Below are 12097 nucleotides of genomic sequence, written 5' to 3' on the forward strand. Positions count from 1 at the left end.
GTTCCGCGCAATCACAGGCTGGAAGCCTATGCCACCAATTCAACTCACGTTGCTACTCCGATGGAAAACCCGAAAACTCATTGCGCTTTGATCGCGGCGTCAGCGCGGCACGCGATCTGCTTCCGTTGTCCCGCGAAGTTTAAAATCGCACAAAAAATGAGGACAACAATATGAGTGACCAAACACTGAACAAGAAGCGGATCGCCTTTCTCGCAACGGACGGCTTCGAACAAGTCGAGTTGACCAAGCCATGGGACGCGATCAAATTCGCTGGCGCAGAAGTCGTCTTGATTTCGCCGAAGGATGGGAAGATCCAAGGCATGAACCACGATGAAAAAGCCGACCAGTTCACGGTCGATCAAAACGTCAGCAATGTTTCCGCGGAAGACTTCGACGGATTGGTGTTGCCAGGAGGTGTCGCCAACCCCGATTCACTTCGCACCTGCGAAACATCGGTCAGCTTCATTCGCGACTTCTTCAAGCAACACAAACCCGCTGCAGCCATTTGCCACGGACCGTGGACTTTGATCGAGGCGGACGTTGTCCGTGGGCGCCGAGTCACTTCTTGGCCAAGCCTGAAGACTGACTTGAAGAACGCGGGCGCCGAATGGGTCGACGAGGAATGCGTGTGCGACGAAGGACTGGTGACAAGTCGCAACCCCGATGACTTGCCAGCCTTCTGCGACAAAGCGATCGAAGAATTCGCTGAAGGCAAGCACGCCGCCCAAACGGTCTGATCCGTTCATCGCTTCAACAGGCCAGTTCAATTGAGCTGGCCTGTTTCTTTTTCAGGTCCGTCCCCACGATACTCGGAAACTCACCATGGCCTACGCACAACCACTCTCCATCAATGAAGCTCCCGACGAATCCAAACCGATTCTCGAAGCAATCGAAAAGAAGTTTGGTCAGTCGATGAACATCTTCAGCACGTTGGCTCACCAGCCTGACGTGTTGGGCGGCATGACTCAGATCAACGATGGCCTCGAAAATGATCTACCGGCGAAGTATCGTGAACTCGCCTACTATAAAGCGTCCCAGTTGAATTCGTGCGACTACTGCTCGCACTATCATCGCCAAGCCGCAAAGAAGGCGGGATTGTCTGATGAACAACTCGATTCAATGAACGTCAGCAGTGGCGACTTGTTCGACGAAAAAGAACGAGCCGTTCTGAAATACGCCGAGCAACTGACGACCAAGGCAAATGTCGAATGTTCGGTAGTGAAGGAACTCAAGTTGTTCCTCAATGAAAAGCAACTCGTCACGCTCGCTGCAGCGGTGGCTCTTGCGAATTTCACGAATCGCATCAACCACGGATTGGACATTGAACTGCCATGAGCAGCGAACAATTCGACTTGGTGGTCCTGGGAACGGGGCCATCCGGCGGTACGGTCGCAACCAAAATTGCGAAAACTGGCAAGCGAGTCGCGTTGGTCGATTCCCGAACCTTTGGCGGCGTCTGTGCACTTCGTGGATGCAATCCTAAAAAGGTCTATGTCAACGCGGGGCAGTTGGTTGACCAAGTCCGACGGAGCGAAGGGAAACTGGTTTCAGATGTGTCGGTCAACATTGACTGGAAGCAACTTCACGCTTTCAAAACCGAGTTCACGCAGCCTGTCGCTGACAAGTCGGAACAGTCCTTTCAAGACGAGGGGATCAAGACGTTCCACGGTGTCGCCCGTTTCATTTCACCCGATACGATCGACGTCGTCGGATCGGAACTGACCGCTGACCGGTTCTTGATCGCCACTGGTGGGCGACCTCGAGAACTCTCGTTCGATGGTGCAGAACACGTCACTCGCAGCGATGAATTCCTTGAATTGGAATCCATGCCCGATCACGTCGTCTTCGTCGGCGGTGGATACATCTCCATGGAATTCGCGGGCGTGGTAGCCCGTGCGGGGTGCCGAGTGACCGTGATCGAACAGAACGATCAAGTGCTATCTGGGTTCGACCCCGACCTCGTCAATCAACTGACCGATTCGCTTCGTGATCACGGGATTCGCTTTCAGATGAATGCGAAAATCACTGGCATTGAAAAATCTTCGGACGGTTGCTTGCACGTTCATCTCGCGAATGAAGATTCGCCGATCAAGTGTGGTTTGGTGGTTCACGGTGCGGGTCGAGTCCCGAACATCGACGAACTCAGCCTGTCACGAGGCAAGATCGAGCACAGTGAGAAGGGAATCGCAGTCAACGAGTTCATGCAGAACCCAACCAACCCGCGAGTCTTCGCAACGGGCGACTGCGCCGACACCGGATTGCCTCAATTGACTCCGGTTGCAAACGAAGACGCACGGACCGCAACAAAGAATCTGTTTTCAGACAACTTGCGACAGACACCCGACTACGGGGATGTTCCCAAGGTCGCGTTCACTATCCCGTGCATCGCTTCGGTCGGACTGTCGGGAGAATCCGCTCATCAAAGCAACGACAACGTGAAGGTTCTCAGCGACGACACTTCGTCGTGGGGCAGCGTTCGCAAAACTGGATCGACGGTAGCCGGCTACAAAATTCTCGTCGATTCGGAAACCGATGAGATTCTCGGGGCCCACTTGCTCGGTCCTTCTGCGGAGGAAACCATCAACCTGTTTGCTCTCGCGATGAAGTTCAACCTGACGGCAACGGACATGAAGTCGACCCTGTTCGCCTTTCCGACCTTCGCGTCGGACGTCCGCTCCATGCTGTAATCCTCGGGGGCAATCCGAACTCGAAGGGTTAGTTTTGAAGTTGCGCCTTTGCATTCGGTTTTGTTGGCCAACGGCCAACATCATCGAAGCCAGGGGCATCGCCCCTGGGATCGAGAACGAAGGGAAATTGGTTGGCCAACGGTCAACATCAACCCACACGTTTTGAATTAAATTTGGCCGTTGGCCAAAATGGGGCCTTGTTGTTCTGCTCCAGGGGCGTTGCCCGCTGGCTATGTTGAAATAGGCCGTTGGCCATTCAACGAAAAAACGCAAATTCAAAACTCACGCGTCCCGTTGTGAACTTGCTCACATTAACAATCCGCTTGGCGTTGGACTGGCTTGAAATTATAGACCACTGCCATCAGCGGTGAGAACGACTTTGCCTCGTTCCACGCCGTTCTCGACATGCTGGTGAGCTTGACTCAATTGGGAGAAGGGGTAAATCGCATCGATCGTGATTTGCAGTTGTCCTTTCTCTCGCATTTCGATCAGCGTCCGCAAATCGTCCGCGTTGGGCTTTGCCAGCATCACTGTTCCCGATTTGGACATAGGCCAAGTCACCAGAGTCATCAACATGCCTTTCGCGTCGGGCTCGGTCGAGACATAGCGGCCGCCGTCGTTGAGCACTTTCTTGACGTCCCAGAATCCCGACTTCCCTGCCGCGTCAAAAATGAGATCCCAACGCTCTTCCGATTCGGTGAAGTCCGTTGTTTCGTAGTTGTAAAAGTGGTCCGCGCCGAGTGATCGACAGAATTCCTCGTTGTCGCCACTCGCGACCGCATCGACATGGCAGTTGAATGCCTTGGCAATCTGGACCGCGAACATTCCAACTCCGCCGCTCGCTCCGTTGATCAGAACGCGTTTTCCCTCTGCGATGTTTCCATGATCGCGAAGTGATTGCAGGGCGGTTGTTCCGGCCAAGGGAATCGCTGCCGCTTCGTTGAAACTCAGGGAGTCGGGGATCGCTGCGGTCACGTCCACGGCGGCGACCGCGAAATCGGCACTCGCACCACCTCGCATGGTATCGAGAAACGCGATCACCCGATCGCCCACTTCAAAGGGCCCGTCGGACGCGCAATCGGCCATGATTCCCGCGACGTCGTAGCCGGGAACACGAGGGAACCCGCCCGGCAGCAACCCTTTCATCTCACCACTGCGAATTCGGTAGTCGATCGGGTTCACGCTCGATGCTCGGACATCGATCAGAACCTGACCGGGCAGTCGGTCGGGCAACGGAACGACGCCCGAATGCAACACGTTTGGATTGCCATAGTCGTCGTAAACGACTGCGTTCATCGTTTCAGACTTTTTTTTGGTTGCTGACGCACTCATGACGGCCTCGTTTTGCGATGTTTCAATTGGATCTCAATGCTCGCGAATCGCGAGCCTTCGAGCTGTTTGATGTCAATGCATTGCAACTGATGTTCCGGACTCGCGGAAGTCAGTCACAAGCATTCTCCGGGCGAGGCTTCGGCCGATCATTCGGAACATTGTTTGCAATGATCAATCCTCGCATCACCGACGCGATGCCTTCCCAAACTTCGACGCAAACAACCCCAGTAAAAACGGAGATCTTAAATGTCCACCGCTACCGAAGAACGCGTTCAGTTGGTCGATCCGAGACAAGCGTATGCGAGGCCGCCCTTCAAAGATCAAGAAGCGATGAAGATGCCGGGCAGCAGCGAGAAAATGAAACCGCAGCCCGATCACGGCGAAGAAAGCTACGAGGGATCGGGCAAGTTGAAAGGCCTGACCGCATTGATCACCGGTGCTGACAGTGGCATTGGTCGCGCGATCGCGATTTGTTATGCCCGAGAAGGTGCGAACATCGCGATCAATTATCTCTCCGAAGACGCGGACGCGAAACAAACGGCAGAAGTCGCTAAGCAAGCTGGCGTCGACGTGTCCGTGATTCGCGGCGATCTTCGCGAGGAATCGTTCTGCAATGACTTGGTCGAAAAGACTCGCCAGGAACACGGGGCAATTGACATTCTCGTCAACAACGCGGCCTACCAGGAAACGGCCAACGACGTGGACGAGTTCTCGACCGAACTGTTCGATCGCATCTTCAAAACCAATGTCTACGCTCCATTCTGGCTCTCGCGAGCCGTGATGAAACATCTGCCACCGGGCGGAAGCATCATCAACACGGCTTCGATCCAGGGTTATGATCCTTCGCCCTACTTGCTGCCATACTCGTCGACAAAGTCGGCCCTGTTGGGCATGACGAAAGGTCTGGCAAAATTGGCGATGGACCACGGGGTGCGAGTCAACGCGGTTGCACCTGGCCCGGTTTGGACACCACTGATTCCAGGATCGATGCCCAAAGACAAGTTCGAAGAGTTCGGGGGGAGCAGTCTGTTCGGACGCCCTGCCCAACCGATTGAATTGGCACCGCTGTATGTCTGGTTGGCCAGCCCCGATGCGAGTTACGTGACCGGTGAGGTCTTCGGATGCACTGGTGGTCGCACCCCCGTCTGATTCAGTCAGCACACAGACATGTTACCGACTTACTCCAAAACGCGAGGCAGGCTCACCCATTCCGTGAGCCTGCTTTTTTCTTTACTTCGAAGGATCATGGCCCCAATTCTTGAGGCTGAAGCACCAGTCAGTTCCTGAAACATCGCCGTCGGGTTCTTGTGCCACATGCCGCTTGATGTAGCCACAAACCTTTTGCATGTGATCCACTTGTTCGTCAGAGAGATCCGATTTGTTGGTGCGTTTGATCTCGATGATCTTGCGAGCCGACTGCCGACCGACGGATTCATCATCGCCTTCTTTGGTTTGACCAACTGATTTGGACTCGTCCGTTTCCAACCAATCCTCAATCTCTTTGGGCTGCATGTTCACGAGGTCATAGAACTCTTCGTAAATCTCTTCTTGCTTCTCCGATAGGCTGGTCGCCATGATCAAACCTTCCATTGCTGACTGTGTGGTGAAAGAACAATACGTCTTCCTCGCTGCAACCGAATGAAATCAGCGATGGGCCAGTTCATTTCTCCGGACGTTCGTCGGTCGTTGGCAAGGAAGCGTAAAAAGTTGCCAGATCAGAACGATCCTGCTCGGACAACTTGTCTGCAATGGGATGCATCAAGCGTGCCGTTTGAGCCCCACCTCGGACTCGCTTCTGGAATAGTTCTAATTGTCGCTGCAGATACCACTTTGACTGCCCCGCCAAATCGGGATACTCTCCGCGTCGATTCTCCGCATTCGGCCCGTGACACTTTTGACAGGAAGGTATCTTTCGCCCCCGATCACCATTCATCGCGAGCTTACGGCCTCGTTCAATCGTAGCGTGATCCGCTACCTCTGCTTCAAGACTGGCAGGCAGATTGGTCGAAACCGTTTCGTGATAGTGTTTGGATAGAGCATCCACTTCTTGATCGGTCAGAGCATGACACACCGGCATCATTGCACCACTGTTCCGTTCGGAAGATCGGAACGCGAGCAACGACAGTCGGAGATAGCCTTCCGCTTGGCCGGTCAGATGCGGAACTTGTTTGCCTGCACGGCTGACTCCATCGACGCCATGACAATCAACGCAAGCTTGAAGGACAGGCAACTTCGCAAGTGCCGCCAAGTCGTTTTCTGACCGCTCCGCATCAAAGGTTTGGGGATCTTCTTCCAAAGCTTGTCGCAGGTAGGCGACCACTGGCCAGATCTCGTCACTTCGGGTTGGAACGGGCCAAGCGGGCATGCCAGCAAACTTAATTCCGTGCTGGATGATGTAGTGCAACTCCCTCGGTTCCTTCTCAAGCAGCGATCGGTCCAGCCTCGGTGGTGTCGGCGTCATCCCCTTGGCAACGGGCGGCTGTTCTTGCCCCGGCAAACCGTGACAGAAACGGCAGTTCGTTTCATAGATCTCGGCTCCCAATCTCGCGTCCATCTGGCCACTGTCTTCTGTTGGCTGAGTCCCACGAGAGTGAAAACTCACCGACCGGTCGCTTGCGAAGTTGAGAAACCAACGTGTGATCTGCCAGTGACCACTGCTGGCCTTGACCGGTACCACTCCGCTCACCAAGACAACGGTGCCGAGAATCCCAAAAACGCAACACGCGATCAAGACTCGCTTCCAAGTCAACAACATGAGCCCGCACCATCGATTTGCGTTGAAAGGTGAAATCCAGAATCATTCATGAGGTGCACTCCCGAAATGTCGCTGGAACGATGCAGGAGCAAGTCGCGACGAAAGCTTCTCGCCATCGCCGACCAAATCCTTCGTGAGCCAGAGACCGCCGGCCAAGAATGTGATCCCGCCAACCACCAGCATCACCGCTCCGCCAAGGTGTTGGTCTGTGATTGGTTCCAACCAAACCGAATGGTGATGTGAATAGAGCAATCTCGGCGAAAGCGTCAGCAAGGCACCAAGCAACGTCATGTGCATGGAAGTCAGCAACAACCCAATCACCCCCGCACCGCTGCGAGATGGCGAACGTGGTGCCGAGCCTCCAAACGCCGAGATCCACACCCACACTCCAGCCGCCAGAAACATGGATTGCTCGATCACGAATCCTAACAACGAATGGCGAGCAAAGTGATGCAGCCCCGGCGCGTGCCACGCCCATACGATCAACAGCTCACCCACCGAAGCTGGAATTGGCGAAAACAAACTCGGCACCTTCCGAACAGGATCCAAACGCGTCCCGGAGGCGGCGATCGCGAGCAACGGAGACGCAACGGCTACGACCGCCATGTGCAACGTCATGTGAGCGGCAAAGGAGACTTGTGCGAGTTCAGGCAACGGCCCCAACCACGCAAGTCCGAGCACCAACCAGCCGAGATTCCACATCCAAAGTTTCATCAGTCGCAACTCCCCACCAAGACGAACACCAAAACGGTGAACAAAGTCGCCACGACGCTCAGTGCCGACAGCAAGAACGCGGTGAAGCCAAAGAAGTGCGTTCGATCCGTGGGATCGTCAAAGTCATACGGCACGGGTGGATCGCCGCGTCGAAAGTTGCGGTAGCTCGCGTAGCCAACCCAGATGATCACTGGCAAGGCGATCGCCGTGTAAATCCCGACGGATATCTGAAGAGGGCGAAGGTTTCCCTCCCCAATCTTTTCGCACCAGACCGCAGAGGTGATGTAGCACGCCAAGAAATGAATTGCCCACACCGATGGAGAGATCGCGATCCACCACAAACGCTTCTTCATCGGGCGGCGTTGCCCGTGTTCATGCAGTGGTACCGGTTGCTGATTCACGCTCTCACTCATCAGGCCACCCAAGGAAAGAGTGCCAGCACCGATCCCGTGATCGCGACGGTCAGCAAGAGGAAGTGCCACCCCAAGGTGATGTTGACGATGTCCGCATCATGCTTCGCATCCATCTTTCCAAACAAACGCCGGGCGATGCAGTAAACCAACATCGTGGCACCAAGAACTAAATGCACCACCGTCCACAACACCAACACGCCGGCCGTTGAGCTGTACACGTGCACGGTCGGATCCATGCCATTGGAATACGGACCCCATACGAGGGCCGCACCCGACGCGACGGTCGCGGCCACCGCCAACAGACTCGATGAATAAAAGCCGACCGAATGATTGCCGCGATTCAGACGACGAGCCATCACGACCGCGCACCACGCGAGGACGGCCAGCCCCACAGACACCAAGGGCCAAATCGTTCCGGCACCAACAACCGGTTCGCCGTTCCATTGTTCCGGCGGAAAGTCTTCGTGCACGGTCCAGTAGAAGAAGTAGCCAAACACCAGCGAAATGAACGCTGTCATGTCGCCCAGCATCGTGATGAACATCGCCCACCAACCCACCGCCGCGGGCCCTGAAACATACAGTGGCAACGATTGGCCCAATCCAACCGGCTTGGTTTCCTTTTCGGGAATCTCCGCGGTACCGGTCCACAGCCAAGTCACGATGGTCGCGAACGAGAGCACGCTGCAACAACCGGCCGGGATCCACCAGTGATAAGTCGAAAAGATGAAGACTCCACCGGTGAACACCGCCGCCCAAAACGGCAAGAACGATGGTCCCGGAACACGCAAGCACTGCATCAACTCCGCATCCACCGCACTGGTCACCAACGTCTCTCGTCGTCCTTCCTCTGCATCGGGCAGGTAGAAGTTCCCAGCATCGATGTCGGCCAGCAGGTTCTCTTGCTCCCACAGCGGGTATCGCGAATTGATGATCGGAATCGAGCGAATCCCCCAGGGCTGGTCCGGAATCTCACCGCTCCACTCCAGTGTTCCCGCATTCCAAACGTTTCGCGGTACCAAGGGCTGCTTGCCTTTGGGGCGAAACACATCCCAGAGCAGAACCAGGAAACCGGCTCCCAAACCAAACGCACCAATCGACGAAATCAGGTTGGGCCATTCGAATCCCATTCCGCCCGGGAACGTGTAGACGCGGCGAGGCATCCCCATCAATCCCGCGATGTGCATCGGAAAGAACGCCACATTGAATCCGATCAACATCAACCAAAACGTGATGTTGCCCAACCGCTCTGAAAGTTGCTTGCCGGTTACAAACGGGTAGTAGTAATAGAACCCGGCGACGATTGGAAAGATCGTGCCACCGATCAACACGTAGTGCAAATGTCCGACGATGAAGTAAGTGTCGTGGGCTTGGTAATCAAACGGAGCGATCGCGACCATCACACCGGTCAGCCCGCCAATGATGAACGTCGCCAACCCCGCCAGGACGAACTTCAGACAGACATTGCGCTGAACACGTCCAACCAACAGCGTCGCGATGAAGCAGAAAATCTGCACGCCGGTCGGAATCGCCACGGCCTCGGACGCAGCGGAGAAAATCCCGATCGAGATCCCCGGCAATCCGGTCGTGAACATGTGATGCACCCACAACCCGAAACTCAGGAACCCCGTCCCCACCGCGGCCAACACGATCCACCCGTAGCCAGCCATCGGCGTGCGAGCGAACGTGGGCACCATCATCGCAACCAATGCGATGGAAGGCAGAAAAACGATGTAAACCTCGGGGTGCCCAAAGATCCAAAACAAGTGCTGCCACAGCATGGGATCCCCACCCCGCTCGACATCGAAGAACGGCCAATCCATGGCCCGCTCCAGTTCCATCAGCAAATCGCCAGCGATCAATGGCGGGAACGCGAACAGGATCATCACCGCTACCACCAGGATGTACCAAGCGTAAAGCGGGATCAGATTCAAACGCATGCCAGGCGGACGGCACTTCAACACGCCGACGATCAATTCAACCGCCGCAGCAATCGATGCGATCTCGATGAAAGAAAGCCCCAACAACCAGATGTCAGGCCCGATACCGTCTTGGTACTCCGTCGTCATTGGCGGATACATGAACCAACCACCACGAGGTCCGACACCGAAGAACAACGAACCGCACACGAACACGCCGCCGATCAGAAAGCACCAATAACCGTACGCCGACAACCTCGGGAACGGCAGGTCTCGCGCCCCCAACATCTCGGGAAGCAACATGATCGAGATGGCTTCTAAGATTGGCACCGCAAACAAAAACATCATCACGCTGCCGTGCATGGTGAAGATTTGGTTGTACTGGTCGGGCGTGAGCCAATCGTTTTCTGGCAAGGCCAACTGGACTCGCATGATCAGCGCCAGCACACCGCCAAACAGGAAGAACGCAAACGCGGTGAGCGTGTACCACAGTCCGACTTCGCTGTTGTTGACTGCCGACCAGTAACGCCATCCCTTGGGAGTCTCCCAAGCCTTCAACAATCGGTCCGCTCTTGGGTCTTTCACTGCAATCCCCCCAAGTAACGAACCAAAGCTCGCAATTCATCATCGGCAAGCGTCTCAAAAGCTGGCATTTCCACGCCTGGTTTGACGCGATGAGTCTCCGCGATCCACCGAGTCAAGTTGTCCGCGTTGTTTGGCAGCACGGAGGCACCAATGCTTCGGCGACTTCCGAAGTGAGTTAGGTCGGGACCGACAACGCCATCGGCCGACGTGCCGCGAATTGAGTGGCAGGCACCACAACCAGAGCCTTCGAAAATTTTCCGACCGGCCTCCGCGTCATCGGAAACCGCCGCCGCTGGTGATGCTTGTTGCCGGAGCCATTCGTCGTAGTCCTCACGTGATTCAACGATCACGTCGAAAGCCATCTGAGTGTGAGCCTCGCCGCAATATTCGGCGCACACGCCGCGATAGACGCCGACTCGAGTCGGATGCAGCTTCAACCGATTTTCACGACCTGGCATCATGTCGACCTTGCCGCCGAGCGAAGGAATCCAAAACGCATGAATCACGTCCTCGCTGTTGAGTTTGAATTCCACCGGTTCGTTCACCGGCAAATGAATTTCATTGGCCGTTTCCACGCGATCTCCGTCTGGCATTCGGTAGTGAACTCGCCACCACCATCGCACTCCCGCGACCTCGATGACTTGGCTGCTCTCCGGTGCCGGTCGTTGAAGTTCTGGCAACATTGCCAAGCCATACGTCAGCAACGCTGTCAAAACGATTGTCGGAAAGACCGCCCCACCGCCGATCACCAACATTCGCGTTCTCTTCTGATCATGTTGGCCGGGAACCACGATCGCGTAGACCGCCAACCCAACGACAATCAGCCAGATCAAACATCCGCCAATGAGCATCACCCAAAACAATTCCGCAATCGATTCGGCGCCGACACCGGCGTGATCAAGAGCGGACTGGGATGGAGCGAAGTTCATACACGTGGTCGGTTAATGCTCAGTGGGATCGCAATTCGTCCGTTTGCCAACGTCAATCTTTCAGAGCGGACGATTAGCGGACTGCGGTCGTCAGCAGCAATCGGCATGCCGCGAGGACTTTCTCGACACGCCCGAGCAAATGAGGCGGCGATCGCGAGCCAGCGTAAGGCACACATTTTGCTTGACCATCGCCGCATGCTAGACAGCCTCGACATCACTCAACTGCAAACGATCGCCACCGCTGGCGGCCTGGGTGCACTCCTAGGAATCGAACGTGAGTTCGCTCGCAAACCCGCGGGCGTCCGGACACACATCTTCGTGTGTGCCGGGGCGTCGATGATGATGCTGTTGGCCCAGGAAGCGGTGAACCACTTCCAAGCCTTGGAACCCGATTCGATGCTTAGTGCAGACCCCATCCGGGTGCTTCAGGCAATCGTGGTTGGCATCAGCTTTCTGGGTGCAGGCACGATTGTGCATCAGAAAGGAGAACAGGTTGAAGGTCTAACCACCGCGGCGAGCATCTTCTTGACCGCGGGAATTGGCGTCGCGACGGCTGTCGAGCGAACCGCTCTGGCAACCAGCGTTGCTATCGCAGCGGTTTTTGTACTTCTCGTTGTTGGTTGCGTTGAAAACCGTATCGCGTGGTGGGTGCGTCGACGCGAAAAGCCAAACCCGCCCATCAATCACCCGGACGATTCACACGATCAGTGCACACCAGACGCTTGAAGAAGTTCTAGCGAAGATCACCGTGAGTGAACGACTGAAC

Annotated in this window: 12 protein-coding genes; 5 read left to right on the forward strand and 7 right to left on the reverse strand. The window is 55.6% G+C overall.

Annotation, left to right across the window (positions count from 1 at the left end):
• Nucleotides 1–170 precede the first annotated feature (170 nt).
• The 3 genes from B2R17_RS01110 to B2R17_RS01120 all read left to right on the forward strand — a co-directional run bounded on the left by B2R17_RS01110 (nt 171) and on the right by B2R17_RS01120 (nt 2687).
• The gene (locus B2R17_RS01110) at nt 171–737 is read left to right on the forward strand and encodes a type 1 glutamine amidotransferase domain-containing protein (RefSeq protein WP_286762501.1); all 567 of its coding nucleotides are present in this window, start codon (nt 171–173) and stop codon (nt 735–737) included.
• A gap of 85 nt (nt 738–822) precedes the next feature.
• A complete protein-coding gene (locus B2R17_RS01115; protein WP_286762502.1) occupies nt 823–1335 on the forward strand; it encodes a carboxymuconolactone decarboxylase family protein in 513 nt (170 codons plus the stop codon).
• The gene (locus B2R17_RS01120) at nt 1332–2687 is read left to right on the forward strand and encodes a dihydrolipoyl dehydrogenase family protein (protein ID WP_286762503.1); all 1356 of its coding nucleotides are present in this window, start codon (nt 1332–1334) and stop codon (nt 2685–2687) included. The genes B2R17_RS01115 and B2R17_RS01120 overlap by 4 nt, the downstream gene beginning before the upstream one ends.
• Before the next feature lie 345 nt (nt 2688–3032).
• Here B2R17_RS01120 and B2R17_RS01125 read toward each other — a convergent pair whose 3' ends face one another.
• A complete protein-coding gene (locus B2R17_RS01125; RefSeq protein WP_286762504.1) occupies nt 3033–4019 on the reverse strand; it encodes an NAD(P)-dependent alcohol dehydrogenase in 987 nt (328 codons plus the stop codon).
• A 246-nt stretch (nt 4020–4265) separates the two neighbouring features.
• Between B2R17_RS01125 and B2R17_RS01130 the strand changes: the two genes are divergently transcribed.
• Nucleotides 4266–5168: an SDR family oxidoreductase gene (locus B2R17_RS01130; protein ID WP_286762505.1), complete on the forward strand. Its 903-nt coding sequence runs from the start codon at nt 4266–4268 to the stop codon at nt 5166–5168.
• A gap of 81 nt (nt 5169–5249) precedes the next feature.
• Here the strand turns inward: B2R17_RS01130 and B2R17_RS01135 are convergent, their stop codons facing one another.
• The 6 genes from B2R17_RS01135 to coxB all read right to left on the reverse strand — a co-directional run bounded on the left by B2R17_RS01135 (nt 5250) and on the right by coxB (nt 11331).
• A complete protein-coding gene (locus B2R17_RS01135) occupies nt 5250–5594 on the reverse strand; it encodes a DUF3140 domain-containing protein (protein WP_286762506.1) in 345 nt (114 codons plus the stop codon).
• 85 nt (nt 5595–5679) lie between these two features.
• Nucleotides 5680–6774, reverse strand: a complete 1095-nt coding sequence (locus tag B2R17_RS01140) for a c-type cytochrome (protein WP_286762507.1) — start codon at nt 6772–6774, stop codon at nt 5680–5682.
• 42 nt (nt 6775–6816) lie between these two features.
• Entirely contained in the window at nt 6817–7488 is a 672-nt protein-coding gene (locus tag B2R17_RS01145; RefSeq protein WP_008663536.1) for a cytochrome c oxidase assembly protein, read from the reverse strand.
• The gene (locus B2R17_RS01150) at nt 7488–7901 is read right to left on the reverse strand and encodes a hypothetical protein (protein ID WP_008663534.1); all 414 of its coding nucleotides are present in this window, start codon (nt 7899–7901) and stop codon (nt 7488–7490) included. Before B2R17_RS01150 ends, B2R17_RS01145 begins: the two co-directional genes overlap by 1 nt.
• Nucleotides 7901–10402: a cytochrome c oxidase subunit I gene (ctaD, locus tag B2R17_RS01155; RefSeq protein WP_286762508.1), complete on the reverse strand. Its 2502-nt coding sequence runs from the start codon at nt 10400–10402 to the stop codon at nt 7901–7903. The genes B2R17_RS01150 and ctaD overlap by 1 nt, the downstream gene beginning before the upstream one ends.
• Nucleotides 10399–11331: a cytochrome c oxidase subunit II gene (coxB, locus tag B2R17_RS01160; RefSeq protein WP_286762509.1), complete on the reverse strand. Its 933-nt coding sequence runs from the start codon at nt 11329–11331 to the stop codon at nt 10399–10401. Before coxB ends, ctaD begins: the two co-directional genes overlap by 4 nt.
• 195 nt (nt 11332–11526) lie before the next feature.
• On the opposite strand from coxB, the gene B2R17_RS01165 reads away from it, so the two are divergent.
• Complete coding sequence (locus B2R17_RS01165) at nt 11527–12057, forward strand: MgtC/SapB family protein (protein WP_286762510.1); 531 nt, start codon at nt 11527–11529, stop codon at nt 12055–12057.
• Nucleotides 12058–12097 lie beyond the last annotated feature (40 nt).

Origin of the sequence: Rhodopirellula sp. UBA1907 (assembly GCF_002337565.1) — a bacterium.
Lineage (GTDB): Bacteria > Planctomycetota > Planctomycetia > Pirellulales > Pirellulaceae > Rhodopirellula > Rhodopirellula europaea.

Excerpts from the sequence above, each read along its gene's own strand:
- B2R17_RS01135 (WP_286762506.1), bottom strand. The coding sequence starts at position 5,594 with ATGGCGACCAGCCTATCGGAGAAGCAAGAAGAGATTTACGAAGAGTTC.
- B2R17_RS01125 (WP_286762504.1), bottom strand. The coding sequence starts at position 4,019 with ATGAGTGCGTCAGCAACCAAAAAAAAGTCTGAAACGATGAACGCAGTC.
- B2R17_RS01110 (WP_286762501.1), top strand. The coding sequence starts at position 171 with ATGAGTGACCAAACACTGAACAAGAAGCGGATCGCCTTTCTCGCAACG.
- B2R17_RS01145 (WP_008663536.1), bottom strand. The coding sequence starts at position 7,488 with ATGAAACTTTGGATGTGGAATCTCGGCTGGTTGGTGCTCGGACTTGCG.
- B2R17_RS01120 (WP_286762503.1), top strand. The coding sequence starts at position 1,332 with ATGAGCAGCGAACAATTCGACTTGGTGGTCCTGGGAACGGGGCCATCC.
- B2R17_RS01115 (WP_286762502.1), top strand. The coding sequence starts at position 823 with ATGGCCTACGCACAACCACTCTCCATCAATGAAGCTCCCGACGAATCC.
- B2R17_RS01165 (WP_286762510.1), top strand. The coding sequence starts at position 11,527 with ATGCTAGACAGCCTCGACATCACTCAACTGCAAACGATCGCCACCGCT.
- coxB (WP_286762509.1), bottom strand. The coding sequence starts at position 11,331 with ATGAACTTCGCTCCATCCCAGTCCGCTCTTGATCACGCCGGTGTCGGC.
- B2R17_RS01150 (WP_008663534.1), bottom strand. The coding sequence starts at position 7,901 with ATGAGTGAGAGCGTGAATCAGCAACCGGTACCACTGCATGAACACGGG.
- B2R17_RS01140 (WP_286762507.1), bottom strand. The coding sequence starts at position 6,774 with ATGTTGTTGACTTGGAAGCGAGTCTTGATCGCGTGTTGCGTTTTTGGG.
- B2R17_RS01130 (WP_286762505.1), top strand. The coding sequence starts at position 4,266 with ATGTCCACCGCTACCGAAGAACGCGTTCAGTTGGTCGATCCGAGACAA.